At 59.1% G+C, this 23,808-nt stretch carries 18 protein-coding genes and 2 pseudogenes; 6 read left to right on the forward strand and 14 right to left on the reverse strand.

Features of this window, described 5'->3' with window-relative positions:
- The 5 genes and pseudogenes from ABIB66_RS35330 to ABIB66_RS35350 form a co-directional block, all read right to left on the reverse strand.
- Window positions 1-222: pseudogene (locus ABIB66_RS35330) on the reverse strand (two-component sensor histidine kinase); the annotation flags it as partial.
- 344 nt (window positions 223-566) lie between these two features.
- A complete protein-coding gene (locus ABIB66_RS35335; protein ID WP_354211642.1) occupies window positions 567-941 on the reverse strand; it encodes a response regulator transcription factor in 375 nt (124 codons plus the stop codon).
- A 191-nt stretch (window positions 942-1,132) separates the two neighbouring features.
- Window positions 1,133-1,792 (reverse strand): response regulator transcription factor, encoded by a 660-nt coding sequence (locus ABIB66_RS35340; protein ID WP_354214132.1) that lies wholly within the window; start codon window positions 1,790-1,792, stop codon window positions 1,133-1,135.
- Window positions 1,789-4,461 (reverse strand): PAS domain-containing protein, encoded by a 2,673-nt coding sequence (locus tag ABIB66_RS35345; RefSeq protein WP_354210779.1) that lies wholly within the window; start codon window positions 4,459-4,461, stop codon window positions 1,789-1,791. Before ABIB66_RS35345 ends, ABIB66_RS35340 begins: the two co-directional genes overlap by 4 nt.
- A 1,533-nt stretch (window positions 4,462-5,994) precedes the next feature.
- Entirely contained in the window at window positions 5,995-6,429 is a 435-nt protein-coding gene (locus ABIB66_RS35350) for a hypothetical protein (protein ID WP_354257837.1), read from the reverse strand.
- A 1,733-nt stretch (window positions 6,430-8,162) separates the two neighbouring features.
- Between ABIB66_RS35350 and ABIB66_RS35355 the strand changes: the two genes are divergently transcribed.
- Window positions 8,163-8,543, forward strand: a complete 381-nt coding sequence (locus ABIB66_RS35355; RefSeq protein WP_354210781.1) for a hypothetical protein — start codon at window positions 8,163-8,165, stop codon at window positions 8,541-8,543.
- A 162-nt stretch (window positions 8,544-8,705) separates the two neighbouring features.
- Here ABIB66_RS35355 and ABIB66_RS35360 read toward each other — a convergent pair.
- Window positions 8,706-9,974 (reverse strand): annotated as a pseudogene (locus ABIB66_RS35360) (IS256 family transposase).
- Between the two features lie 505 nt (window positions 9,975-10,479).
- Window positions 10,480-10,614, reverse strand: coding sequence for a hypothetical protein (locus ABIB66_RS35365; RefSeq protein ID WP_354210782.1), 135 nt, complete (start codon window positions 10,612-10,614; stop codon window positions 10,480-10,482).
- Window positions 10,615-11,661: 1,047 nt separating this feature from the next.
- On the opposite strand from ABIB66_RS35365, the gene ABIB66_RS35370 reads away from it, so the two are divergent.
- The 3 genes from ABIB66_RS35370 (at window position 11,662) to ABIB66_RS35380 (ending at window position 12,464) form a co-directional block, all read left to right on the forward strand.
- A complete protein-coding gene (locus tag ABIB66_RS35370) occupies window positions 11,662-11,910 on the forward strand; it encodes a hypothetical protein (RefSeq protein WP_354210783.1) in 249 nt (82 codons plus the stop codon).
- Window positions 11,865-12,026, forward strand: coding sequence for a hypothetical protein (locus tag ABIB66_RS35375; RefSeq protein WP_354210850.1), 162 nt, complete (start codon window positions 11,865-11,867; stop codon window positions 12,024-12,026). The genes ABIB66_RS35370 and ABIB66_RS35375 overlap by 46 nt, the downstream gene beginning before the upstream one ends.
- Window positions 12,027-12,095: 69 nt before the next feature.
- Complete coding sequence (locus tag ABIB66_RS35380; protein WP_354210784.1) at window positions 12,096-12,464, forward strand: hypothetical protein; 369 nt, start codon at window positions 12,096-12,098, stop codon at window positions 12,462-12,464.
- A gap of 46 nt (window positions 12,465-12,510) precedes the next feature.
- Here the strand turns inward: ABIB66_RS35380 and ABIB66_RS35385 are convergent, their stop codons facing one another.
- Window positions 12,511-12,900, reverse strand: coding sequence for a hypothetical protein (locus tag ABIB66_RS35385; RefSeq protein WP_354210785.1), 390 nt, complete (start codon window positions 12,898-12,900; stop codon window positions 12,511-12,513).
- Between the two features lie 1,382 nt (window positions 12,901-14,282).
- Window positions 14,283-14,591 carry a fumarylacetoacetate hydrolase family protein gene (locus tag ABIB66_RS35390; protein ID WP_354257924.1) on the reverse strand — a complete coding sequence of 103 codons (309 nt, stop codon included), beginning with the start codon at window positions 14,589-14,591 and terminating at the stop codon, window positions 14,283-14,285.
- Window positions 14,592-14,687: 96 nt separating this feature from the next.
- Between ABIB66_RS35390 and ABIB66_RS35395 the strand changes: the two genes are divergently transcribed.
- Together ABIB66_RS35395 and ABIB66_RS35400 are read left to right on the forward strand one after the other, a co-directional pair.
- Complete coding sequence (locus ABIB66_RS35395) at window positions 14,688-14,921, forward strand: hypothetical protein (protein ID WP_354210786.1); 234 nt, start codon at window positions 14,688-14,690, stop codon at window positions 14,919-14,921.
- Window positions 14,922-16,562: 1,641 nt separating this feature from the next.
- The gene (locus ABIB66_RS35400) at window positions 16,563-16,844 is read left to right on the forward strand and encodes a hypothetical protein (protein WP_354257840.1); all 282 of its coding nucleotides are present in this window, start codon (window positions 16,563-16,565) and stop codon (window positions 16,842-16,844) included.
- Between the two features lie 833 nt (window positions 16,845-17,677).
- Here ABIB66_RS35400 and ABIB66_RS35405 read toward each other — a convergent pair.
- The 5 genes from ABIB66_RS35405 to ABIB66_RS35425 all read right to left on the reverse strand — a co-directional run bounded on the left by ABIB66_RS35405 (window position 17,678) and on the right by ABIB66_RS35425 (window position 23,495).
- Window positions 17,678-18,064, reverse strand: coding sequence for a GAF domain-containing protein (locus ABIB66_RS35405; protein ID WP_354257843.1), 387 nt, complete (start codon window positions 18,062-18,064; stop codon window positions 17,678-17,680).
- 211 nt (window positions 18,065-18,275) lie between these two features.
- Complete coding sequence (locus ABIB66_RS35410) at window positions 18,276-19,427, reverse strand: OpgC domain-containing protein (protein WP_354210789.1); 1,152 nt, start codon at window positions 19,425-19,427, stop codon at window positions 18,276-18,278.
- 215 nt (window positions 19,428-19,642) lie between these two features.
- Window positions 19,643-20,218 carry a hypothetical protein gene (locus tag ABIB66_RS35415; protein WP_354210790.1) on the reverse strand — a complete coding sequence of 192 codons (576 nt, stop codon included), beginning with the start codon at window positions 20,216-20,218 and terminating at the stop codon, window positions 19,643-19,645.
- Window positions 20,219-20,736: 518 nt separating this feature from the next.
- Window positions 20,737-23,304 (reverse strand): ATP-binding protein, encoded by a 2,568-nt coding sequence (locus tag ABIB66_RS35420; protein ID WP_354210791.1) that lies wholly within the window; start codon window positions 23,302-23,304, stop codon window positions 20,737-20,739.
- Window positions 23,301-23,495 (reverse strand): winged helix-turn-helix domain-containing protein, encoded by a 195-nt coding sequence (locus ABIB66_RS35425; RefSeq protein WP_354210792.1) that lies wholly within the window; start codon window positions 23,493-23,495, stop codon window positions 23,301-23,303. Before ABIB66_RS35425 ends, ABIB66_RS35420 begins: the two co-directional genes overlap by 4 nt.
- Window positions 23,496-23,808 lie beyond the last annotated feature (313 nt).

Genomic DNA, 23,808 nt, shown 5'->3' on the forward strand with positions numbered 1-23,808 from the left:
GTACCGCAGGCCCTCGTTGATTGCGTCGACTCTCCGACCCGGTGGCAAGGCAACGAGAATTCCAATCTGCGAGGCGATGGCTCGGTCGGATCGCAACGTCAGGTCATGCTTCGTCTTCAAGTAGACGAACCCGAGCAGTACCACGGTAAATGCCGCAAAGATGCCGGTTACCAATATGGTCCATCGCAGCCTGTTCGATCGCAAGAACTCGGGCAATTGCATCACGTCTCGCGGAAAAATCGCAGAAATACTCGACAGTCCTGCTGGGCTTGGGCGGTAGCTGCGAAGCCTCGAAACGAGCTCGCACGAGTCCGTTGACATGGATGCATCCTTCGCATTTCGCTCGTCTCAGCCGCCGTCCGGCGCATTCTTGATTCCAGCTACGGGCGCCAGCCTAGCCCGAACAGCGCGAGCGGCTCGATCCTACGGAGGTTGTTCCGACTGTCGTCTTGGTTTGCGAGGCCCCATACCTTCGTTTTGCGTGGGAATTGCATCGAGCGTGTGCTGAAGACGGGGTAAGGCGCCGGCGCGGGCCGCATCAAGATCATGAACCGGCGCCTGTGATCTTAGCCGGCATCCCCGCCACCGATGGCGGCCTCGACATGTTTGATCAAGTCGGGCACCGTAAAGGGCTTTGCCAGGAAGCCAATGGCTCCGGCCTTCCGCGCCTGGTCCCGCACTCGGTCTTCGGGAAACGCCGTAATGAAAACGAACGGCGTACTGTGCCCTTGCGCGCGCATATGGTTGAGGAGCTCAACCCCGCTCATGCCGGTCATCTGCACATCCGCAACGACGCATGCGCAGTCGTGCAACTGGGGTGACTGCGGGAACTCTTCGGCCGACGCAAATGTGTGGACGAGGTATCCTTCTGAACTGAGTAGATTGTCGGTTGCTTCACGGACGAGTTCATCGTCGTCAACAACTGAAATCATCGAAAGCATTGACAAGACGACCTTCCAGGCGCGGGAGCAAGACGCTCGCCCTCCCCGGGCTAAGAATGGGCCGCCAATCGGGATTCTGAAATCATACTTAGGTTTGTCCGCTCGAGTACGTGGTAAGCCAACCAGGCGCCATTTGGTCTTTTGAGACACGTAACGTTGAGGTTTAATACGCGATCCTCGCCCGACGAATGCTAAGGCTTGCCGCGGCGAACTCCGAGAGTTTCGGCTTTTCGCAACAGATCGGCCAGCGATCTCGCATCCATCTTCTTCATGATGTGCCCACGGTGAATCTTGACGGTAATTTCGGCAAGTCCGAGTTCGGCAGCTATCTGCTTGTTCATGAGGCCAGACGATACCAAGGCCAGAATCTCGCGCTCGCGGGGGGTTAAGGTCTGAAAATGGGTTTGCAGGTTCGCGACGATCCTGTCGGCCTCGCGTCGCTTGCGATCCCGTTCGATCGCCAGCGTCACGGCGTCCAGCATGTCCTGATCGCGAAACGGCTTGGTCAGAAAATCGACAGCCCCGCCCTTCATGGCTCTCACGCTCATCGGAATGTCGCCATGGCCGGTCATGAAGATAATGGGAATATGAACGTTCGCCTTGGCGAGTTCACCTTGGAATTCCAGACCGCTCATTCCTGGCAGCCTGATGTCCAGGACCAGGCAGCTGGCGACATCTGGAAGTGTGCTTTGCAGCATTTCGGTTGCCGAACCGAACACCTCGACCTCCAGTCCGATCGATGCAAAGAGATTGCTGAGCGCTTCACGCATCAATTCGTCGTCTTCGACAATTAAGACGAGCGGCTCTCTCGCGCTGATAGGCTCACGCGGTGTTTTGGGACGCTCAGTCACGACGCCTCCTTTTGTCGCGAGGGCAGGACGAATTGAAACGTCGCCCCATGCCCCTGATTGGGCGATGCAGATAGACCGCCCTCATGGGCCTCCACGATCGAACGGCAGATCGAGAGCCCCATTCCCATGCCGCTGGACTTGGTGGTGAAGAAGGCGTCGAACAGCCGGCTCGCACTCTCGGCGGAGATGCCGACGCCGCAATCCGTCACACTCAGGAGTACGCGGTGCGCCTCGTCCTGGCCTGACCGGATCACCAGTTCGCGCGGCCGATCCGTGATCGGCAGCATCGCCTCGATGCCGTTCATTACGAGATTGATGATCACCTGCTGCAAGTGAACCCGATCACCAAGGATCGCAGGGAGAGCGGGCGCCAACTCGGTACGCAATGAGACTAGCTGGCTAGTCAACTCACGCTCTACCAGCACGATAACCTCCTTGACGACGTCATTGAGATCGAGCGGTACTTTTTCGAAGCCGGATTTTTTCGCGAGCGTCCGGACACGCCGGATCACCTCACTTGCCCGGTTGCCACCATTGATGACCCATTCCACCGAACGGCGCGCAGCGGGCAGGTCTGGAGTTTCGCGGTCGAGCCAGCGCAAACAGGCCCCAGCGTTAGCGATGATCGCAGCGAGCGGTTGGTTCACCTCGTGGGCGATCGAGGCTGTCAGTTCGCCCAACGTGGTCACCCGCATGACATGCGCAAGCTCCGCCTGCGCGTTATGCAGCTTCTCCTCGGCCTGTTTGGGCGCTGTAACATCCACCACCGCCCCAATGAACTCCTCCAACTGGCCCGCCTGGTCTCTGACAGCATGGGCGACGACATGGACATATTTGACCGAGCCATCCGGCATCAGCAGCCGATGCTCGTAGTCGAGATCCTCTCCGCCGCGGGCTGCACGTTCGATCGTCTCCTGGACGCGAGCCCGATCCTCCGGATGAGCGCGATCAAGGACGTTTGCAGAGGTAACAGAACCCGGCTCGTCATATCCAAGGATCCGGAAGAATTCTTTGGAGCCGACGCGTTCGTCAGTAACGACATTCCAGACGAAGCTGCCGGTTTGGCTCACTCGCTGTGCTTCGACCAATTTGGCTTCGCTTCGCCGTAACTCCTCCTCCGCCCGCTTGCGGTCCTCTATGTCGGTGGACGAGCCATACCACTTGACAATGTTGCCGTGTTCATTGCGAAGCGGCACACCCCGAAATAGGAACCAGCGATATTCACCGTCGAAACGCCGTAGGCGGGCTATAAGCTCACCGGGCGTGCCGGACGCCCGTATTGCGCTCCACTTCATCAACATGCTCTTCTTGTCCTCAGGATGAAAGGCGCGAGGCCAGCCGGTTTCGGCCTGATCCGGTGAGAGGCCCGTGTAGTCGAGCGCCGTCTGATTGAGGAAATCGGGGACCCCGTCCGGTCCTGCGCGCCAGACTAAGGTCGGGATCGTGTCGATCACAAGTCGAAGCCGATCCTCGGACTTCTTGATTTCGTCAAAGGCTTTTTGCAGCGCCTCCTTGGCGCGGTGCTGCTCCGTGACATCGATGTGCGTACCGACCAGCTCGGTCACTTCACCGTCGTGACCGACAACAGCATGTCCCACGGAGTGCACATATCTTGTCGCACCATCCGGAAGAACGATGCGATAGTCGCCTTCGAAGTCCGTTTTCTCTCGGAGAGCCTGCCGCACCATTTCGATAACCCGGCTCCTGTCTTCGCCGTGAACGCGATCCCACAAGGGCTGCTGTGGTACAGCCTCCTCACCCGGGTCGAATCCCAACATGCTGAGCGCTTCTGGGGACCGAAACACGAACTCTCGCCGACGCGCATCCCAAGCCCAACTTCCGGTGTGGCTCAAGCGCTGGGCTTCGGCCAAATAGGCCTCGCTGCGTCGCAGCTTTCGTTCCGTCTCCGTTGCTGTCGTAACATCGGTGACCGCGCCTACAAACTCGATGCTCCCCGAAGCATTTCTTTCGGCGCGCGCCAAGGCATGAACATGTTTAACCGATCCATCCGGCATCCGCAGTCGATATTCATGATCAAATTCGGTTCCCTCGCGGGTGGCGCGATCGATAGTGTTTTGCACGGCGGCGCGATCTTCGGGATGGGTCCGCTGGACAATAAGTTCCACGGTCGGCTTCGTAGTCCGATCGCATCCGAAGATTCGAAAAGTTTGTGCTGACCAGAAAATATCTCCGCTGGCGACGTTCCATCCAAAACTCCCGGTACCGCTCAATCTCTGCGCTTCGGTCAAATACATTTCGCTGTGCAGGAGCGCGGCCGCAATCCGCTTCTGATCACCTATAGCCACCTGAAGGTCGTGTGCCGAACGCCGAAGTGCTTCTGTTGCCTTCCTCTGGGCCGAGAACAGGAATGCAACGATGAGAGATGTGATGGAGAACAGGATCAGACGCGGTATCTCCGAAATGCCTACAGCGAAAAGGTCATGCTTCCAGGTAAATGAACTGCTTGGAGGCAACAGATAATAATGAAAGGCCAAGAGAGCGAGCGTAACCGCTGATAATCCCGGGCCAAGCCCGCCAACCCACGCAGAGAAAATAACTGCGCAAAGCATCGAGGACGCGATAGCCTCGGCGTTCAGCACGCGTGTGATCAGCTCCGCGGCAACGATCGCCACCGCGACCGACAGGGGGGCTGTCGCGTAGCGAGACATCGCAGAACGCGCCGACCACCGTTCACTGAGACTGGGTCTTGCCATTCAGCTCGCTCGTCCCGCTACGCGGGCGGATGTGCCGCGGGCGCCGTGTCATCGCAGGGGCGCCCGGTGCCCCGGCCTGCAAGACTAAAGCATTTTGAACAGGTTCGGCAATTCGATTGCCGCCGGTCGTCACGCGGCGCATAGCGGAACGCAAGGCAATCCCGCCAAACTTCGGTTTAGCGCAGGTATACCTCTGGTTAATGGAGCAACCGCTCGGCCCGATCTAATTATAAGCCAAGCAGCCTACCCTGGCGCGCTCTCGAATAGCTGCCCTTGCGGACGGCCTGCGCGTTGCCTCTTTCCCCCCGCGAGACAGGTGCAAGCCGTCCGCTCCTTTTTGCGATGCTATCGAAAAGACCCGCCGGGCAAATGTCGGTGTAATGCTGACCAATCCTCCCTGGTTCGCCCACATCTGTGAACCGCAACGTCCCGGGACAACGATCGAGCTGTGCGATCGCTGGTGCGGAACCACGTCAGCCACAACGTGCCAGCACCCCAAACGTCCGTATCATTCGCCAGATCCCTATTTGTGATCAAACGCTTTGCGCCCTACGCTTGAGCGAGCTGCCCCAATTCTCCTAATGTCGCTGCCGGTCCAACAGGCCCCACCCGACGCATAGTTCAAAAAGTTGGCAATCTTCCTAGATCAATCGGTCGGCTATAGCCCCTAACTTTCGCTCGCTTCGGTCTGCGCTTCGCTGTCACGTTGAGGATTGAACGTCCATGTCGAAGCCATGTGTATGACCGCTGACGGCAATATGATCACGAGGTTTGCGGCGCCGAGCTGGTTTGTCGGCAGACCGTGCAAATTCGTTCTGGTTGGCAGCTAAGCCGTCACGCAGTCGGATCGGCCTAAACGCCATTCTCTTGGGCTGGCGGCACGGCCTGCGACGACCGCGCGAATGGTAGCGGTTATGACCTTGAAGCCGAGTTGGGCGACAATAGCGCACTTGCTCGCTTACTCGATTTGTCACCATGTCAGTACTGGAGCGGTCCCGAACACGTACAGGACCGCTACCGGAGCGCTGTGAGAGAAGTACCGAGCCGGGCCGGCAGTCCCGTACTGTTGCCACAATCACTAATCACACGCGTCGTCCCAGTTGCGCGGGACTCGTCGCAGATACTTCGATACTTCCTCCCCTAAATCGCCTTGATAGCGTTCGCTCTTTTGCGGCTCAGCTTGGAAGCTACGGTTGAAATCTACAGAGCTGGGTCGCCAAGCAGGGCTCCCGCGTCGAGCGGCGCCGGAATGTCGGCGTTCCGGCCGGGAGCGGACCAAGGTCTCACGCCGCGATGCCCGCTTGTGACGGCCCCTAGCGGGCATCCTGTGTGAGTGGCGTCCCCACGCTGGTGTTCTCGCTACTGCACTAAATCCTTGTGCATCTGTTGGATAGCGCGTCAAACTTGCCAGCAGCCCAATCCCGCCAGCGACAGCTGGTCATCGCGGTTGTCACGAGCCTTCTACCCACTCGATGCCGGACCACTAGGTCAATGCATATCAAAAGGGAGGACGCACACGTCGTCAACGGGCCTCACCGGCGGGAGTGCATTGGGCGGACTAAGCTGAATGATGCTTGCACTCACCGGCTTTGGTGCGCGGCGGCGCACAACGAACACCACGCCCGAAATAGTGGCTCGCCTCCATACCACTCGACAAGCAACCGTCTTCCGAAGCCCGCTGAACAACAGATCAAACTCGCTGGCGAATATATAATGGGGCGCGGAAAGGCATGCGCCAAAGGCATTGATGTCGCGCACCACGCACGGATGCACCCCCATAATTCCATCGAAGGAAATCAAGGCCGGCACATTAACGATCTCGCGCGGCAGAGCGCGACGTTCCATTAACCTTTCAATCATGGCGAGAACTCCGCACAAGCTTCTTTGCTTCAGTTGCCGGTCCCGCCGGACCTCGTCAAACAAGATACTTCGCGCACTCCGCCAAACAAGCAGTTGCGCTGACTAATTAGAGTTGACTCTAATTCTTCCATAAATGCGGAGAATGGACGGTTCGAAAACTTAGCGCGATCCACGAAAACGCGCACATCAAGGCTGGCTAGGCGGATGCATTGAGAAGCACTTTTGGCAGCTTTTGGCCGTTCTGCGAAGTGGCGACACCCCTAACTCGCGCGCTGAATCGGCGGGGGTTGGCATGACTCGATTGGATTAAGGGGGTATCGTGGGGCAATTTACTTTGTTGCCGGAATGGCTCGACAAGCGGCTTGTAGATGACAACCCGGATCGCTTGATCGACGCCTTCGTTGCAGCCCTCGACCACTTATTCACGAGGTCCGCTCACCTAGGTATGGCAGACCAGATGTGCTCGCGTTGAGTTCTTCGCATTTTGACCCGCAGCGGTCCTTTGCGCTGGTCGAAGACGTAATAGCCTCTCCTCTCTTTTTGCGGTCATGTAGTCGAGGGTCGGGTCACTATGCGCTTTGTGCGGCGAGCCGATCGCGCTGCTGTATGTCACAGATCAGCCGCCGCCAAACTTGGATGGATCATTGTAGGAAGGAGGGTCGTCGTGGTCGGTCCGCAGACCACCCGGAACGGAGTCGTCGCGATAGATCCGTACACCACCTGGAGTGACATAGGCTCGTGAGCGAGTTCCTGGAGGTAGTGTTCTAAGGCCTGATCGTCCGGGGGCCAGGATCGTGACGCCTCTAACAGCAGGGCGAGCAATGGGAAGGTTGTAGTTCAATGTGCCTTCTGCAAGGACAAAGGGACTTGGGACAGCGAGGAGAATTGCTATTCCGATTGTCGTAAGTTTCATAGTGGATCCGCGCATTGTGTCGCTCGGTCGAACAGATAAGACACACCCGCACCCGTTCCATTGAATTCTTCTTCAACAATACAAGCCGCCAAGCCGTTCACCTGCGTGGAGAGCGTTGATCTTCTGAGCACTCGTTCCGCTTAAAGAACCGGTTCGGAATTGCCATCACTTCCACTGTTGCCCATCTCTGACCTCCCGCAGCGCCGACGATGCCCGTTCCCGGTGCTCAACCGCGAAGTAAGCAGCCGGAGATACCGAAAGGCCGCTCGTGGCCCATGCCGGACTCAGGTGCCTTGAGGCAAACTCCTCGAGCGTTGACCAAAGGCCTCGCGGCACCATGGATATCGGCACCCGCCTGATCGAAACCGAAGCCCCGCACCTGGTCGTCACCGTCTCAGCCGGCAGTCCCTCCATTGAGGCGCCGACGGAGCTTCCCGATGATCTCACGCAGGCTGTCCGCATATTCCTCGATGATGCGTCGAGCCTCCTCCGCGCGCGAAGGCTTGGGCTTTGGCGCTTCTTTACCCGGGCTTGGCTCGTCAGGCCGGTTCATGGCCCATCCTCGCGGAGACTCAAACGCGGCCGTTGAGATGAATCGAAGGGCCGGCGGCCAGTAATTCCCGTCTCACGGCGCACAGGTCGAGTCAGTCTCTCGGTGTTCATGACAAAATAAAGCCCGGCCGGAGATCGAGTCCCCGGCCGGGCCTTGTTGAACACTGGGCTGGTGGAGAAGGCCGGCCCAGTGATCAATACAATGAACAGGCTCGCCCGCGCCTCCCTTGATCTAGGTCAAGGCACGCGTATCAGAAGGCGCGCTCGATCACCCGCAAGAAGAAGCCAGACTCGGCATTGTGCGCCACGGTTTAACGCAAGGGAGGAAGCCATGATAAATCTGAAAGTTCTTGGCGCGGTCGTTATTGCGACATCCGCCCTGTCCAGCTCTGCTGCACTGGCGCAGGCGGCTCTCTCCAATCCGGACGAATGCCAGGCTGAATTCGCCAACTGCACCGGTCTTGGAACCGGGACGACCCCCGTGTATCGATATCGGCGAACGGCGTATCACCAGCCCGTGGCAGCGGCCGCTACCGTCCGCGGCTGGAGTAATTCCTACGCCATGTCCGGCGGGATCGGGTCCGGCGGCAGGGGCTACGGCCCCAACGGCTGGTACGGCAACTGGAGCACGTATGCTGCCCGCAACGGCATCACCTGCAGGCCCGGCACCTCGTTCACGGGTGCTGACGGTCTCCCGCATCTCTGCCAATAGGTCATCCGCTCTGAGGCTAATCAGGCGGCCCCAAAGGCCGTCTGATTCATGCCGGACTGTGGTTCTCGTCCTGAGTGGGCCAGCGCGGACGGTGCTAAGCGCTTGTCTGCTAACTGGTGGCCGCTTCGAGCTATCGCTAAATTTTGGTGACGGCCTAGCCGGTCAGGCGGCGGCGGTTATGGACTGACGGTCAGTCGGTTTGGCGATGACCTCGATCCCGTCGTTGAATGTCACACCGAGAATGAGTTTTGGCAACTGGTTGTGGCCATCGAGACGACGCCAGCTTTTCTGCGCGGCCTCGAGCAATTTGAAGACCATCGCGAGCGCCGTCCTGTTGGACAGGCAACCCTTTGTTGCGGTGGCGCACGGTAGCGAAGGTGCTTTCAATGGGATTGGTCGTCCGCAGGTGTTTCCAGTGCTCGGCCGGGAAGTCGTAGAACGCCAGTAGCGTGTCCCGATCCTTGCTCAGGCAGTCGGCCGCCTTCTCGTATTTTGGCGTGTAGCTCTCGATGAAGGCGTCGAACGCCAGTTCGGCGGCGGCCTTGGTTTCGGCCATCCAGATCTCCTGCAACGCGCACTTGGCCTTCGGCTGCTGGCTCTTCGGCAAGTTGGCGAGCACGTTCGCGGTCTTGTGCACCCAGCAGCGCTGCTCGCGCGTTGTCGGCCAGACCTCGCCGGCGGCCTTCCAGAACCCAAGCGCTCCATCGGCGATGGCGAGCCACGGCGGCACCTCGAGCCCGCGCCGCTTCAGGTCGAGCAGCAGATCGCGCCAGTCGTGTGCGCTCTCGCGGGCGCCATCGGTAAAGCCGACCAGTTCCTTGCGGCCTTCCGGCGTCGCGCCGATCAGCACCAGGATGCACTGCTTTTCGTCTTCGAGGCGCGCCTGAAGATGGATGCCATCAGCCCAGATGTAGACATAGCGCTTCGCCGACAGATCGCGCCTCTGCCACGCGGTATGCTCGTCGAGCCAGCCGTCCTTCAGGCGGCCGATGGCGGATGCCGACAACCCGGCTGCATCCTTGCCGAGCAGCGCTGCCAGCGCCTCGGAGAAGTCGCCGGTCGAGATACCCTTCAGGTAAAGGATCGGCAGCAGCGTCTCGATCGACTTCGATCGGCGCATGTAGGGCGGCAGGATCGACGGAGAGAACCGGATGCGGTCGGGGTCGGTCGCGTCCGCCTCGCGATCACGTACACGCGGCTGGCGGACGGCGACTGGACCGATACCGGTCATCACCTCCCGTTCCGGCAGGTGACCGTGGCGCACGACCCGCTGGTGGCCGTCCGCAGTCTTCAAATCGGCATGCTTGCCGAGAAAGTCCGCGACCTCGGCCTCGACCGCAACAGAACACGCGCCCCATTGCGCAAAATTTCGGTGAGTTGATCCTCGACGTTTCCTGGTTGAATCAGCTTGATGATGTTATCTTTGGACACGGCATATCGCTCCTTCGGTGGAGAAGTGGAGGCGTCAAGCACCCCCACGATATGCCGCCTTTCCGATTCCCGCCGTCACCAACTTTCAGCGATAGCTCTGGCCGCTTCTGGCCCGGAGCTGGCCGTAAGAGATGGGCAGAGCATGTCCGCTCCGCCCAGTAGTTCAGACATTCACCTGCTCCTGCTATTGCGAGCGCATCGTCGACTTCAATTTCCAGGTAGCGGACAGTGCTCCCGATCTTCGTGTGCCCCAGAAGCAGCTGCACAGCTCGCAGATTGCCTGTGCGTCGATAGATGAGATTGCCTTGTTGACGCTGCGAGCGCGTTCCGACCTGGTGAAGATCTAACCCTATACCGAAATGCTGCCCCGATAACAGCCGTACATATTGCCGAGTGGTCATGCTGCGTCGCGCGCTTCGATGTCCGGTGAATAGGGAGTCGCCGCGAGAAGACCACGTTTTCCAATCCCTTCGCGTTGGCCGATCAGCTTGCCGACGTCTCCCAATCAAGGTTTTGTTGGACGCCGCCGACCTTCCAATAGCGTAATAACCCCAGCAGCCACCACCGCAATAACGACAACAATGGCGAGCGCCTCGACCGAAACCAAGGTATCGTACCATTTGTTCCAATGCTCAAGCATGCGCTGGCCTCTATTGAGAGCGCACCTACGATCAATAAAACTCACTCTCTAAGAGAAACGTGCCTTTGCGATAAAAATAACAATGCTACCCATCGTCGCGTGCGTTTTGATCGCACGGCGAAATGACTCCCAAATATCGAACGAGATAGAGTACGATGGCCGCGCAGTGAGATCGCCCGCGGCTATGTCGAAGATGTTGGCTGACTGTGAAGTAGTTTACATTCCTGCGTTCTTGCCCGGGCTAATGTGGCAAAGGCTTCTTACTTTGAAGGATGCATTCAATGCTCGCGGCAATCAAATGGAACTCTCGATATAGCGCTCGCGAATGGGTGATGATGGCTGGGCTACTCGTCCTCCAACTCCGCACACTGAATGCAAACCGACACAACGGTGAAAGCAAGCCAAGGCGGCCACTCTGGAAGGACTTCGACGACACCCATCATTGGGACTCAACCGCGGAGGAATGGGTCCCCAACAAGATCGGTGACAGTGCAACGTGGGGTCTCGCAGCCCGAATTCCGAGACACACTTTCGTAATGGGCGCGTTGAGCGGTCGGGTCCCGAACAAGTAGCGCGATCGGGATGTGCGTGCGCCGGCCGCTTGATAACGGTCGAGCAATTGTTTGGGCCGTTCGTCGTCCGCTTTGGTAAACGATTTGGATGGCCGATCCTGGCACCTTTACGGGATCATGGGTTGATATCGTTGGCGGCGCCAAAGGGACGTGCTGGGATGCCGTCGGGATCGACGCGATTGACCCGTGGCGGATATGGCTGTGTTGAGCTATAGAGGCGCAGGATCGACCGTCCTTTTGGCATCATCTGATGGGTCAGCAGGTCAGTGGAGGTCGCTGGTAGTGCGCCCGAAGTCTACGAACGGGAGTTGGTCCCGGCTGTGTTTGGGCCATGGGCTCCCATCCTGATAGACCTCGCCCGACCGAAGCATGGCGAACGCGTAGTCGATTGCTTGCGGCACTGGAACAGTGGCGCGCCTCGCGGCGGTGAAGGTGGGCGCAACCGTGGTCGTGACGGGCGTCAATCAATCCGGGCATGTTGAACGTGGCACGATCTCTTGGGAAGGCCAATGACGCTGCCTCGGTTCAGTGGCAGGAGGCCAGTGCAGACAAACTGCCGTTACCCGACAGCGCGTTCGATGTTGCGTACGGCCAGTTCGGCCCCAGTTCTTCGCCGACCAGCCAGCTGCTTTGCGCGAAATGCGCAGGGTTCTATCTCCAAGGGGAAGGCTCGCCGTCATGGTGTGGTGCGGCATCGATCAAAGTCCCCGGTTTGAATCATTAGCCAAAATACTGGAGCGCCACATTCCCGTTCTCGCGGGCGGGGATCCTTCCAGCGGCGATTACGCCTCGCTGATCCGGAAGTTCGGCGACGTGCCGGACGACCTCAGCGCCCTGTGAAACTCCACTGGGTCCGCAACGACACTCACCTCGATTTGTCACCTGAACGCTACGTCTTGAAATCCTTCGGTGGCCGACCCCGCCGAGCAGCAACCCGCCGTCGACAAAGCTGCCGAGCTGGAGGCTGCCGTACGCGACGCCATCGAGACGTGCGGCGGCGATCCCGTCGATGCGGTGCGCGCGCTGATCTTGATGAACACCGCGCTCGAGCAGGAGCTCGCGCATGTCTATGCGCGGGCGAGCTGCCGATGCGCAAGGACTGATGCGCGTCGAAAAAGTGTTGCTTCGGTCGAAAAACCGTTAGATCGATGGCTTCCTGTCGAAAAACCGTTACATCCGCTCTCGCAGAAAAAGCCGTACTCCCGCAGAAAAAGCCGCATTCGGAGGGCCTCAGGCAGAGAAAGCCTGATTCACGGTCTCCGGCAGAAATCGGATTAGGCCCGCAGAATGCGCGTTGGCCGCAGGGCCCGCGGCAGAAATCGCATTACGTCGGGAAGCGCGCGCGGCGCAAGGGCTCCGGGAGCGTGAAGATGCGCCGGCGGCGGAAGGCGATCGGACTCTCGAAGAACATGTAGGCCCGCAGCGCCGACGACGCCGGCAGAAATGCGGGCTCCGCAAGACCGAAGTGCTGCGGCCGCTGCGTCCATGCGGGCAACGCGAGACCCCACCGCCGCGCCAGGTGCTCGCCGACGGCGCCGAGCCAAGCGTCCTGCAGCACCTCTCCCGTTTCCGGAGGCGCGGTATCGATGCGGGCCTGCCGGGTCGGCGGGTTCAGATAGAAGTCGTCGAGGAATTCATCGACAGCGTGCGCGAACTCCTTGTCGCCGGACAGCGTTGCGGCGACGGCTTCGGCCAGGGTCTGCGGACGAGACATGCCGCGAGCGTAGCACGGACCTCAGGTGTAGGAATCTTCAACGCGGTGTAAATATCTTCAATCCGACGCCCCCGAGTGCGCAATTTTTCAAAGACTCGAAGGTCTTTTGAACTTTGGACGAAATCTGCCCCCTGCCCTCCGGGGCAGAAATCAGGGTCATTTGAAAACGGCTAAGCCGTTTATATCGTTGGTGGGGGAGGCAGGACTCGAACCTGCCAAGCCATAAGGCGGCTGATTTACAGCAAGCTCCCTTGCCATCGAGACCGTCCCCTACCCGACGGCGCATAATCGCACTGAACCGTGCTCGGCGTTGCATCGACAGAGTGGCACCGAGGTGCCAGCTTGAGAGAGGACCACTCGTTCCTCGCGCCACCCGACCCGGAAGAAACTCGTCACGACTGAGAAGTTTTCCGATACCAACGCGGCGCTCGGCGGGTGGCCTGATGGGATAAGCGTTATCAACGGAATGCCGTTGAGCTCACCTCGCGAGGGACGCAAAAAGAAGCGAGCGGATTCGCGAGCAGCCACCGCACAGCGGAGATAGTGGGACTCCCTTCCCCGATGCCGCAAATGCGCGAAAAAACGCCGAAAAACTAGGATTCCAGTAAAGAGCCGACGCGTTTTGTGACCACCGCTGTGTACCATCGAGTCGGCCGCTCAGACCGTCAATCTCGGGCGATTTCGAGGCGCTACGGGAAGCGGCGAACTTCACGGGTGGATTCGTCGGTTTCTTCGCGGCCGTGGTCCTCTGGGAAGAAGCCGGCCGCGAGATCGCTGCGAAGCGGGAACCTATACCGCCGAGGTCTCCACGAAATGCCGATCGTCCTCCGTCAGCATTCCCTCCATCACCGTCAAAAATCCCCTCACGGCGGCGGGGCCGGCCAGATCGAATGCTTTCGCCAAACGGCCGTGTTGGCGGCTGGAGAGCCGAGCGACCAAAGCCTCTCCTTTCGAAGTGATGAACAGACATCGCTTTCGCCGGTCATTACTTGAGTATCGCTGTTCGATATACCCCCTTTGGTTCAGCTGTCTCATGGGTGACTGAACCGCCTGCGGGGTCGGGCGAAAGGGTGCTGATGAGATCGCCGACTGTCGTCCCGGCGTGTCGGGCGACCAGGTAAAGGATTCGATGGTGGGTTCGATGAAAGCCGAGAGAAGCAAGCTCTGCCTCGGCATCGGTGGCCAGGTTCAGATGGACGAACAGAGGTTCGAGCGCCCGCTGGACCTCCGATGTATCGCTTCTTTCCTTGGCGGTACCTTTCTTCAGACGTTTGACCCCTATCCCAGCCCTTGGCCGTCGATGAACCGAAGCTTGGCTGCGGCGGTTTCAGATCCCATTGTAAATTCCTAGCGAGCCTTGGGTGGATCGACGGTCGCAGGGATTATCCCGCGCGCGGCGTTCTGGGTGTTGACACATCAGGTATGATCTCAACGTGCAACTTACGGAGACCATCGATCTCGGCTTCGATTTGGTCTCCTGTACGCAAGTAAGTATCGGAAGCCAAGCCCACGCCTTCCGGCCTACCCGTAAGCAGGATGTCTCCAGGTTCCAATGCAACGTGTTCGGGAAGGAGGGAAACCAGCTCGGTCACGGACCAGATCATGTCTCCGGTGTTGGACTGCTGCTTCACCTCGCCGTTGACGGACAGCCGAAGACCGAAGTTCTTCGGATCGACGAAGCGAGCCGGCACAAGCTTGGGTCCCAACGGGCAGCTGTCGTCGAATCCCTTGCCGGGACCGACGACGAAAACTCAAGGATCGCGGCTGTCAGCGAGGCTGCCAGCGCCGTGCCCCTGCTACGCGACCGCCTTCGCAGGGACGAACTGGTGCAGACCCAGTTCATGCTGGTCTTCGACAACGAGCTCTATGAACCGCACGCGACCCGGCGCTGGCGCGACCTGGCGCAGATGCCGCGTGCGGACTTCGAGGCGGAAGTCGAGGCGTGCCTCAAGCCCGGCGGCACCTTCGCAGCGCTGCGGGCGATCATGGAAACTGGATTCGGTCGGGCTCGGCTCGGATAGCCTCGCGCTGTCGGTCGAGGGGAGGTGGGGCGACCGGGTAGGCGGCGAGCGACCACCAGGCCGGACGTGCCGCCGGAATGTGGACTCGACCTGCCCAGGACGAGTTTGTTCTAGCCGCCGCCCAGAATCTGAGGCGGTTCGTAGGAGCGTTGGCTAATCTCTCCAGCTCTGATCGCTCTGCACTCAAACGCTTCTCAATGAACATGCGACCTTGCGGGCGCTCAATCGGAGCCGACAAGCTTCACTTCCGGTATATTCGGAACCCCAAACATCTTGCTACATAAGAATATCTGACGCTTTGTGCCCATCCGAATCCAACGAGGCCGCCAATTGCGGCGGCGCTCACTGGCCGCCTAGTTGTAGGAAACGCCAGAGCCGAGATCTGCGTCGCATTTTGATACCGGTTTGCGCGATCTCAGTGATCGGCGAGATGTTGATAAGCTCGATCGAACCGCGGTGGCCGCACGATGGTTGTGACTTACTTGATGGCCCGCCAGCGGCGCGCTGCTGCTCGCCAGAGAGCATTGGCTAACCGACACGGGTGGGCGTGAGGGGACCCGCTTTCCAACGGAGGCCGCTTCTATCTGATAAGCAAAATGCTTTCGACATTTGGTCCTCGACGCGCTTAGAGCGTGCACTTATTCAGCTGTCCATTCAGTCCGGGCTTTTTTAAGGATCCTACTCGCGAGACGACGTCTATCGCCTCGCCCCCCTGCACCGCCAGGATCGCGCTCGGTCTTAAGAACGTTAAGAACGCCAGGAACAATAGGGCCCAGACCACAATCGTAATGAAACTACCAAGTTCCTTCACCCCCGCCGCTCTCGATCTACAAGGCGACCGCTTGCGGTAGGGCTTGTCTGCGGTCTCATTTCCCGAAGTACGAGGCGGCGATCAGCTCGCAAATGTAGCTGCGGGACGTTCACCGACATGAAGAGGCGATCCTTTGCTTCCCAAGAGCTGGTGGAGGCTGTCGCACTCGACCGTCGATCCCTATGGTCCTCGCAGCTATAGTTTCAAGCAGCGGAATCCGCGGATCATTGATGCATCCCACTATGCATCTTCAACGAGACTCGCTCTTGTACGCAGCTGTTCGGATTTGGACGTATCTGACGCGCGAGCGCGACACATGCCGCCTCAACTAGCAAGTCGAGCCAGCAACACCTGCCCGAGTGTTCTTCGACGATCAATCCGTTTTGTTGCGCGGGGGTTTAGCGATCGAGGTTGTCGAGATTACGAGGGACACGGGGAATTCGGAGGGATCGCGCCGTTCAGGCACATTTCGACAAGCGGACTTATCAGAAGCGACGCATAGATCCGATGGAATGTAATGACCCTGATTGGAGCTGGTTCCGCATCGGTACAGGTGCTGGACCTCATCGGTCCGGGTAATTCGGTTTCCGTAAACCTAGGTAGTCGGTCAGCGCCTTCGTGGCAAAAGCAGCGCATTTGAGTATCGCAGTAAGAGCCAGCTCCTGAGCCGTTGTCGTCCACGCGGGAAAGGGCCGTGTGTCACCACGTGCGGCAGAAACAACACCCGTCCTCGTGGATGGCGTTCGACCTAACCGTAGGCACTACTATGAAATTGCGAAAGTTGGCATTCGCGGGAGCTTGCTGATGTTGGAAACGAGACTCATCGTGTCGTGATTTTGTCGACCTTCGTGCCTTCGCCGGAGGCGACTGCCAAATCGAATGAAACACCGCACGCGCTAGACGGACACAATTCCGAACTTGAAAGGACGATTGGTCGTGAGCTGGAGGTGTTCCGCAACGCGCAAGTATCCCTGCAGCAGGCAGTGCTGATTGCCGAGAGATTACACACCGAATCGAGAGTTGTTGACATCAGCTTCGATGGCAGGTCGAACCCGCCGGTCTATAGGGTGAAGAACATTCAAAAGGAGCACATTTGGCAGATTTCTGCTTAATCTGAAAAGCGGCTGATAACACGCGCATCTCCAATCACCAGCGCAACAAGCGGTCGCGGCCCCAACGACCCCCCGCTGAATTCGAGCGCCCGTTGAAAGCGACAAGCCCGCCCACCGTGGCGGGCTTTCGTCTACCTCAATGCGGTGGTCGGCTGTAAGGACGAGCGCCATAAACCTTCGTATCGTTCCGTGGCCCCTTTAGTTGCCCGAAGTTTACCTACGTGCAATTGCGCCGCTGACTGCGATCGTCTTAGCTAGGGTATGCGGTAGTGCTCCCGCTATCGCTGCCCCCTTTGGGCGTTTCCTCCCTCAACTTGGGCCGCTTGCGGCAACGCAGGCGGCCTTTTGTGTATGCCGTCACATCCGCAGCAATGCCGCGGCAGTACAGATTTCGATCCACAATCCAGCGGTCGTGCCTGTTTCCGTTCTTGGACATGTGCATTGGGGAAGACATATGGCCAAGACCAGCTATCAGCCGACTTTCCACGGCAACTCGTCGGCATCCGCAAGCGACGGCCTCTAACGTACGCGGTGCTGGTGCACGACGAGGTCGGTGTCCCCTGGGCCCACAGCTAAGTGCCCAATGAGACCAAAGCAACGTCCTCGGCACCCTTGAGCCTGGTTGTGCTCAGCCCATGCTGGTTCTTCTCTGCCAGTGCAGGCTGCAGCCACCATGCTTGCTATTGGCTCACGGTGCCGCTTCTCTGCTTGTCGATTGCGCCTCTCATCTAGCTTGTTGCGCCGGAGCGCTCACCTGATCGGTATTCGCTTAGCCCGGAGGCGATCAGGCGTCGCCAGACATCCGGCAATGTATTCAACATGCCGGCGCAGAACTACGCCGACTTCGGCATGCTCTTCCAGCTTTTCGAGTGCATATGCCCGCGTCGTGTCCAGCAATCGATACCGTGCCTGCGCTTCGTCGGTCCGAGTTGCCGCCAGGTGATTATCCCGAATTTGCCTGCGACATACCGCGCGTCCTCAAGCGTGAATTGACCATCAAAGGGGCTATGCGTCGAGAACAATCCTCTCCCCGCACTGAAGGGCTGCACCTGCTTGCGGGCCAGACTAATCAACCCGACTATCTCATCATCTTTGAGCAACGGCACAAACAGGCTCGTTCGATTACCTGCGTTCTCCACCGAGATCAAAAAATCATCACGATGGTCGCCGTCAACTGCTGTGAAGTCGCTGATGTGGGTGGGCAGCCTGCTTGTGGCCACCCGATCCGGAAGGCTCGCGGCCTGCTGGACGAGCTCCGTGCCCAGATTGCACTGAAGTATCTGCGCACGACCAGGCTTTCCAACGACGACACTGCGTTGGCGCTCGGATTCAGCGGCGCCACGAATTCCGCCGCGCGTTCCATCGCTGGACGAACAAGGCGCCAAGCGACATCAGGGCGGAATAGACCCTTTGGCGATCCCTCGGGTTCTCTCAACCTGCCACTGCGACGACCGGCTTGGCCTTCGGCGCCTTGTCGGCGTTCTTCGACCAGGACCGGTAGTACGCCAGCGCGGTCATCATCAGTATCCCGACAATGCTGACCACGATCTGCATCCAGATCGCGCCGGAAATCTCGACCAACACGACTTGTGCGGCAAAGGAAAGGAATATCCCGGCGCAAAACACTTCGAGCGACTGTTGACCGCATTTGATTGCGGGCCGAAAGATTCGCCATTCCAGCCCCGGCCAATCGCGTGGCAGCAGACGAACGACGAAGAACGCGAACACGACGAAGTGCAGCAGGCGATAAGGTGCGAGGTTGGTCTTATCGTTCGGATTGAAGGCGCCGTAGATCTCCGGCGGGATCAGTGACCGCAGTTCGTCAAACCGGGCCGCCATTGTCATTACCAGAGCGAACAAAAGATAGCCGATGCCGAGCACCAACGCAGTACGCGACCGGATGAACGGCATCGCCTGCGCCGCTCCGCCGAGCGCAAACCAGGCCCCAAACGTGAACAGAAATTGCCATGCGAATGGATTGAAGTACCAGAGGCCAGTTGGATAGGCCACAAGGTTCCAGCCGAAGTACCTGACCGCCAAATAGAGCCCCCCCGAAGCGGCCAGGGTCATGTTGGGCCTGCGCAGCATCAGCCAGAGTATCGGCGGGAAGACGCCCATCAACACGATGTAAAGCGGCAGCACGTCCATGTTCACCGGTTTGAAGCGCAGGATCAGCCCCTCGAACAGGAACTGCGCGGGATTGTCGAGGAAGCCTCGTATGTTGAAGTCATCGGTGAAACCGGAGTTACCAGACCTCTGCGCGACATATCCGATTTCGGCGAGATAGAGCACGAAAAGTAAGACGTGGGCGACGTAGATCTGCCAAACCCGCTTCACAAGCCTGGTTGCGCCGATGATAAACCCGCGTTCGAGCATCATCCGTGCGAAGACGAAGGCGACAGTGTAGCCGGAAATGAAGATGAAGAGATCCGCGGCATCGCTGAAGCCGTAGTTTCGCGTCGTCACCCAGTTCACGATATTGTTGGGAATATGGTCGAGGAAGATTCCCCAATTTGCCACGCCTCGGAACAGGTCCAGCCGGAGATCCCGGCCCTTCGTCGGGAGCGTCGCGAGAATCTTCATCGTCAATGCACCGAAGCTCTAACGCACGGTATCTCTTCCGTCGGTTGCTCGCCTGCGCAGTGCCCCATTTGCAGCGTCTAGAGCCTGCGCCGGCATTTCGACGTGATCGCCCCTAGCATAACTGCCCATAACTGCTCGTATTGTACAATCGTGCGCATGCTGGATGTGCGCTCACTGGAAGACAAGAGACGACGCTGGCAGATCAGCCCCGACTTTCAATTTGCCTCCGGCAATTGCCAGCCTGTCCATGAATCACGACGCGCGACGTGATTGCGCGAGGCAGGTCTCGACGTTGCGCGCCTGTCTATCGGCTCGAACCAGCAGCACGCCTCGACCGAGCTCTGGAGCTCAGCGGGACCGCGGCCTCTTGCCACATGAGTCGATTGAGCCACCCTGGTCGTCTTATGCCTGGCTCGCATGGGTGGATGATAGGCAGCGATCGGCCGGGCATCTGCTTTTGACTTCGCCACGGAATTGGCCACGGGGGCGACGCTCGCTTTATCCGTCGTTTCATCGGGCAGTTGAGCGACCTGATCCCGGGCCGGCGCTGCGTCGATGGATGCCGGCGCGAATGTCGGCTGGCCGGTATCCAGGACAACCTTCTCCGGCCATTTGCGCGCGGATTCGATCCGGATAGTCGCCCCATCGATGTTGTCCCGCCGAACGGGAAACCGATCCGGCAGCTCCGGCAAAGTCCAGCCGGCTATCAGCAGAAGAGCGGCGAGTGCGCCGCCGACGACTGCGAAATACCTTGCCACGGGCAACGCCACAAGCTCCGGCGATTTGAGCAATCTCGATCTACCCATGGCAGCCATACTTGGCCGCACTCATGCCGTGCGGCGAATGGATCAGGCTGCCACACCGCTGCTGCAGCAAAGCGGCCTCGGCTAGAGGAAATTCTGTCTTACCGACACCCACTCGATGTCGCTTTTTCGAGCCAGCCACGCGATCCGACTGAGTGTGTCGCCCACCACGCCGTAACAATGCTTGACGCCTGCGTTCTGCAAGGTTTGACAATGATGTCCGCGAGCAGCTTGCCCATTTCATTCAAACCCGCTGTCAATATTTGCAGTCACAACATGCGCCCAACTGCAGGTTCGGGCTTGTATCGGAATGCGAGGACTTGAACCGGCCTGCGCAGACAGTGACGGTCCGCCGAGGAGACCGATCTAGCCGATTGACCTGGCGCCGAATTGGAGCTGGTCGAGGAGCTCCAGGGCGCGCCTGTGAGAGGGAGATTCAGTTCCCCCTGGCGCTCGCTCAAAGGCCACGCTGAGATGTTTGTAGGCTTCGAGCAAGCGATCCTGTTTCAGCAACAGCCGGCAAGGCTCGTTGCAGTCTTCAGTTCGAATAGCGCGGCGGACTGGCGCTTCGCCCAGTCGATTGCCAACAGCAGGCTTCCTTCGGCTTCAAGACAATCTTCGGCCGATCGGCAGGCCAAGATGAGTCCTTTCATCCTTAACAAAGCGGGCATATGCAGAAGCTTGCCCGCGCGCTGCTGTTGCTCGATTGCATTCACGATCAGGGTTAGCGCTTGTTCGTGCTCACCAAGGTCCGCAAGAGCCGCAGCCAGATCGCAGGTAAAATCCATATTCAGCATCTCCTGATGCTGGGCGTGAAGCCCCTCCAGCGCTCCCTTGAGCAATTGGACTGCGTCGACGCGGTTGGCCTGAAGGAGCAACCATTGCCCCTTCAGGCCGATCGCTATGGCTCGATACGGCGTCAGGGAATGAGCGGCGGAGAGATCACTTAGTTCACCAATGTACCGATCCGATTGCCTCAAGTCTGCCATGGTCAGAAACACCGGAAGGACCAAGGCCAGGGATCGGCAAAACGTGGTGGGGTGGCCTGACCTCTTGCCTTCCTCTCTGGCGCGGTTTGCATAATGCACTGCTTGGTCGAGCAGGCCTTTGTACAGGAGAGAACGTGCCATGCCGACGAGCAGGAAGCTCGTATAATGAAAAAGATACGGTTCCGTTCGAGAGCGTGGTCCGGACGCCAGGTGCCGGAGGCCGGATTCGCAATGCAATTGGGCTGCGAGGTGATTTCCCAACAGATGTTCGGAGGCCGCCAACATGGCTTCCGCCAGCGCCATGTCGTCGTGCTCCCCCGTCCTCAACGCCAGCTTCTTGCTTCGGACGGTCGCGCCTCGAATGTCCATGGTCCAGTGCGAATACATGAAGAGACCGCTTAGAATCCTCAGCTCATAAGCGAGATCTTCCTGTTCGATCGCAATCTCCAGCGCATTCGCAAAAGCGGTCCGGACGTGTTGATCGTTACCTTCCGTATGCATCAAGGTCAGAGGTATTGATGCAGAGATTTGAATTGCGCGGCGAGGATCTTGAAGCGGATTGCCAAGGCTTGCCATCGCGCGTTCCGCCCATGCGTGGCACTCGATCAGCAGTGACAATTCCAGAAACACCTGCGTGGAAGCGGCGGCCAGTCTCGTTGTCGTCTCGGCATCCCCGTGCGGGCCAAAGCTCCATTCGAGCGCCGCACGGACATTGCTCAATTGGTCCGAATAGGCTGCAACTCTTTCAGCACCGGGCAGGGCTGACAGATTCTGCCTCAGCGATTCGAGGTGTCCAGCGAGGTATTCTGCATGCTGGCCGAAGACCATGTCGACTTCGGCATGTTCCTCCAGTTTTGCGAGTGCATACGCCCGGGTCGTGTTCGACAACCGATACTGCGCCTGCGCCGCATCGATCCGGGTTGCTATCAACGACTTCTCAACCAGGCCTGCGACCGCGTCGAAGATTTGCTGAGCGCCGACGCCGGCTTCACCCGCTACAAACCGCGCGCCATCCAGGGTGAAATGGCCGACGAAGGAAGCGATGCGTCGGAAGACGATCCTGTCTGCGTCGGTCAGCAGATCGTAGCTCCAATCCAATGTCGCCTTGAGCGTCCGATGTCTGGCAACTGCCGTCCGATGGCTTAGTTTCAGCAATTCCAACCGGGACACCAGGAGGTCAACCGTGTTCTTGAGGCCAAGGGCCGCCACCTGACCCGCCGCCAACTCGATTGCCAACGGAATCCCGTCCAGCTTTCGGCACATTTCCGCGACGAATGGAGCTTCCTTGTCGGTGAGAACCACACCACCTGCTCTCGCGGCCACACGCCGTACGAACAGCTGCACTGCCGGATATCGCAGCACCGCATTTGCCGTTTGCTCTGAGCCGTCTGGCGGACAATCAAGTGGGAGAACCCGGCAGCAATACTCACCCTCGACTTTCAACAATTCTCGGCTCGTGGTCAGGACATGAACCTCTTCCGTTTGCCGGTAGAGTTGTTCGGCAAGCGAGGCGACCGCCTCGATCACATGCTCACAGCTATCGAGTATGACGAGAAGCTTTCGCGACCGAATGAGGTCGACCAGCTCCAGGCTTGGATCTTTCGATTCGAGTGCAAGTCCCAGGGAGGTCGCGACGGCCACAGCGACATGGTTCGGATCGGTGAGGCTTTCAAGATCGACAAAATAGATCTCGCTGCCGAACCCCTCAGCGACGGCGCGGCCGACGGCCAAGGCAATGGTCGTCTTACCGATGCCACCGGGACCGAGCAGCGTCACAAACCGATCATTTCGAAGCTTGTCGCTGACCTCCCTGACCACCGTCTCGCGTCCGATCATCGTGATTGGTCGCACCGGAAGCCTGCCTTGGTGCGGAGATCTGGCGCTCCCGCTTTCCGTGGCGCCTCCGAGGGGAATCACCGTGCCGGCGAACGAGTAGCCCCGTCCCTTGATGTTTGCGATGAAGCGGTTGCCGAACTGGCCGTCACCCAGCGCCTTGCGGATCGCGGCCACGTGGACCCGGATGCTCCCCTCCTCGACGGTCACGTCCGGCCAGACGTGATCGATCAACTCCTGCTTTGCGATCACCTCACCGGACGCTCGACAAGGTAGATCAGGATGTCCAGGGCCCTGCTGCCGAGGGGCAGCACCACGCCGTCGCGCCGAAGTTCCCTCTTCCTGCTCGAAAGCTCAAAGTGGCCAAACAGTAGATTTCCACGAAGCTCATCGTCAGCCATGGCTTTTGGTACAGGCTTGAGGTGCTTTTCCCGGATGTTCAATGATCCGCTCGAAACCCAAGCGTGCGTTCTTGATAGACATCGGCTTGCCTTCGGCCCCACGCGCGGATTTGAAGGGATCAGCACGTGGCGACCGGCATGCGGACTGCATACAACCAACGATGCCCGGCGCTTCCCTCTCGCTAACAGAGATCGTACACTTTCACCATTATGTGCATCGCCCGAATGGGGGGAGGACCGATGTGGGTAGGGCGAGCCTTTGATCCAGCCGCGCTCCAGCCATCCGACACGTGCAACGGGCACTTTGCCCGCGGAGGGCAGCTGCCATTCCTTGCGACCAAGATCCTGCCGGCAC

Origin of the sequence: Bradyrhizobium sp. F1.13.3, assembly GCF_040548265.1 — a bacterium.
In the GTDB taxonomy this organism is placed as follows: domain Bacteria; phylum Pseudomonadota; class Alphaproteobacteria; order Rhizobiales; family Xanthobacteraceae; genus Bradyrhizobium.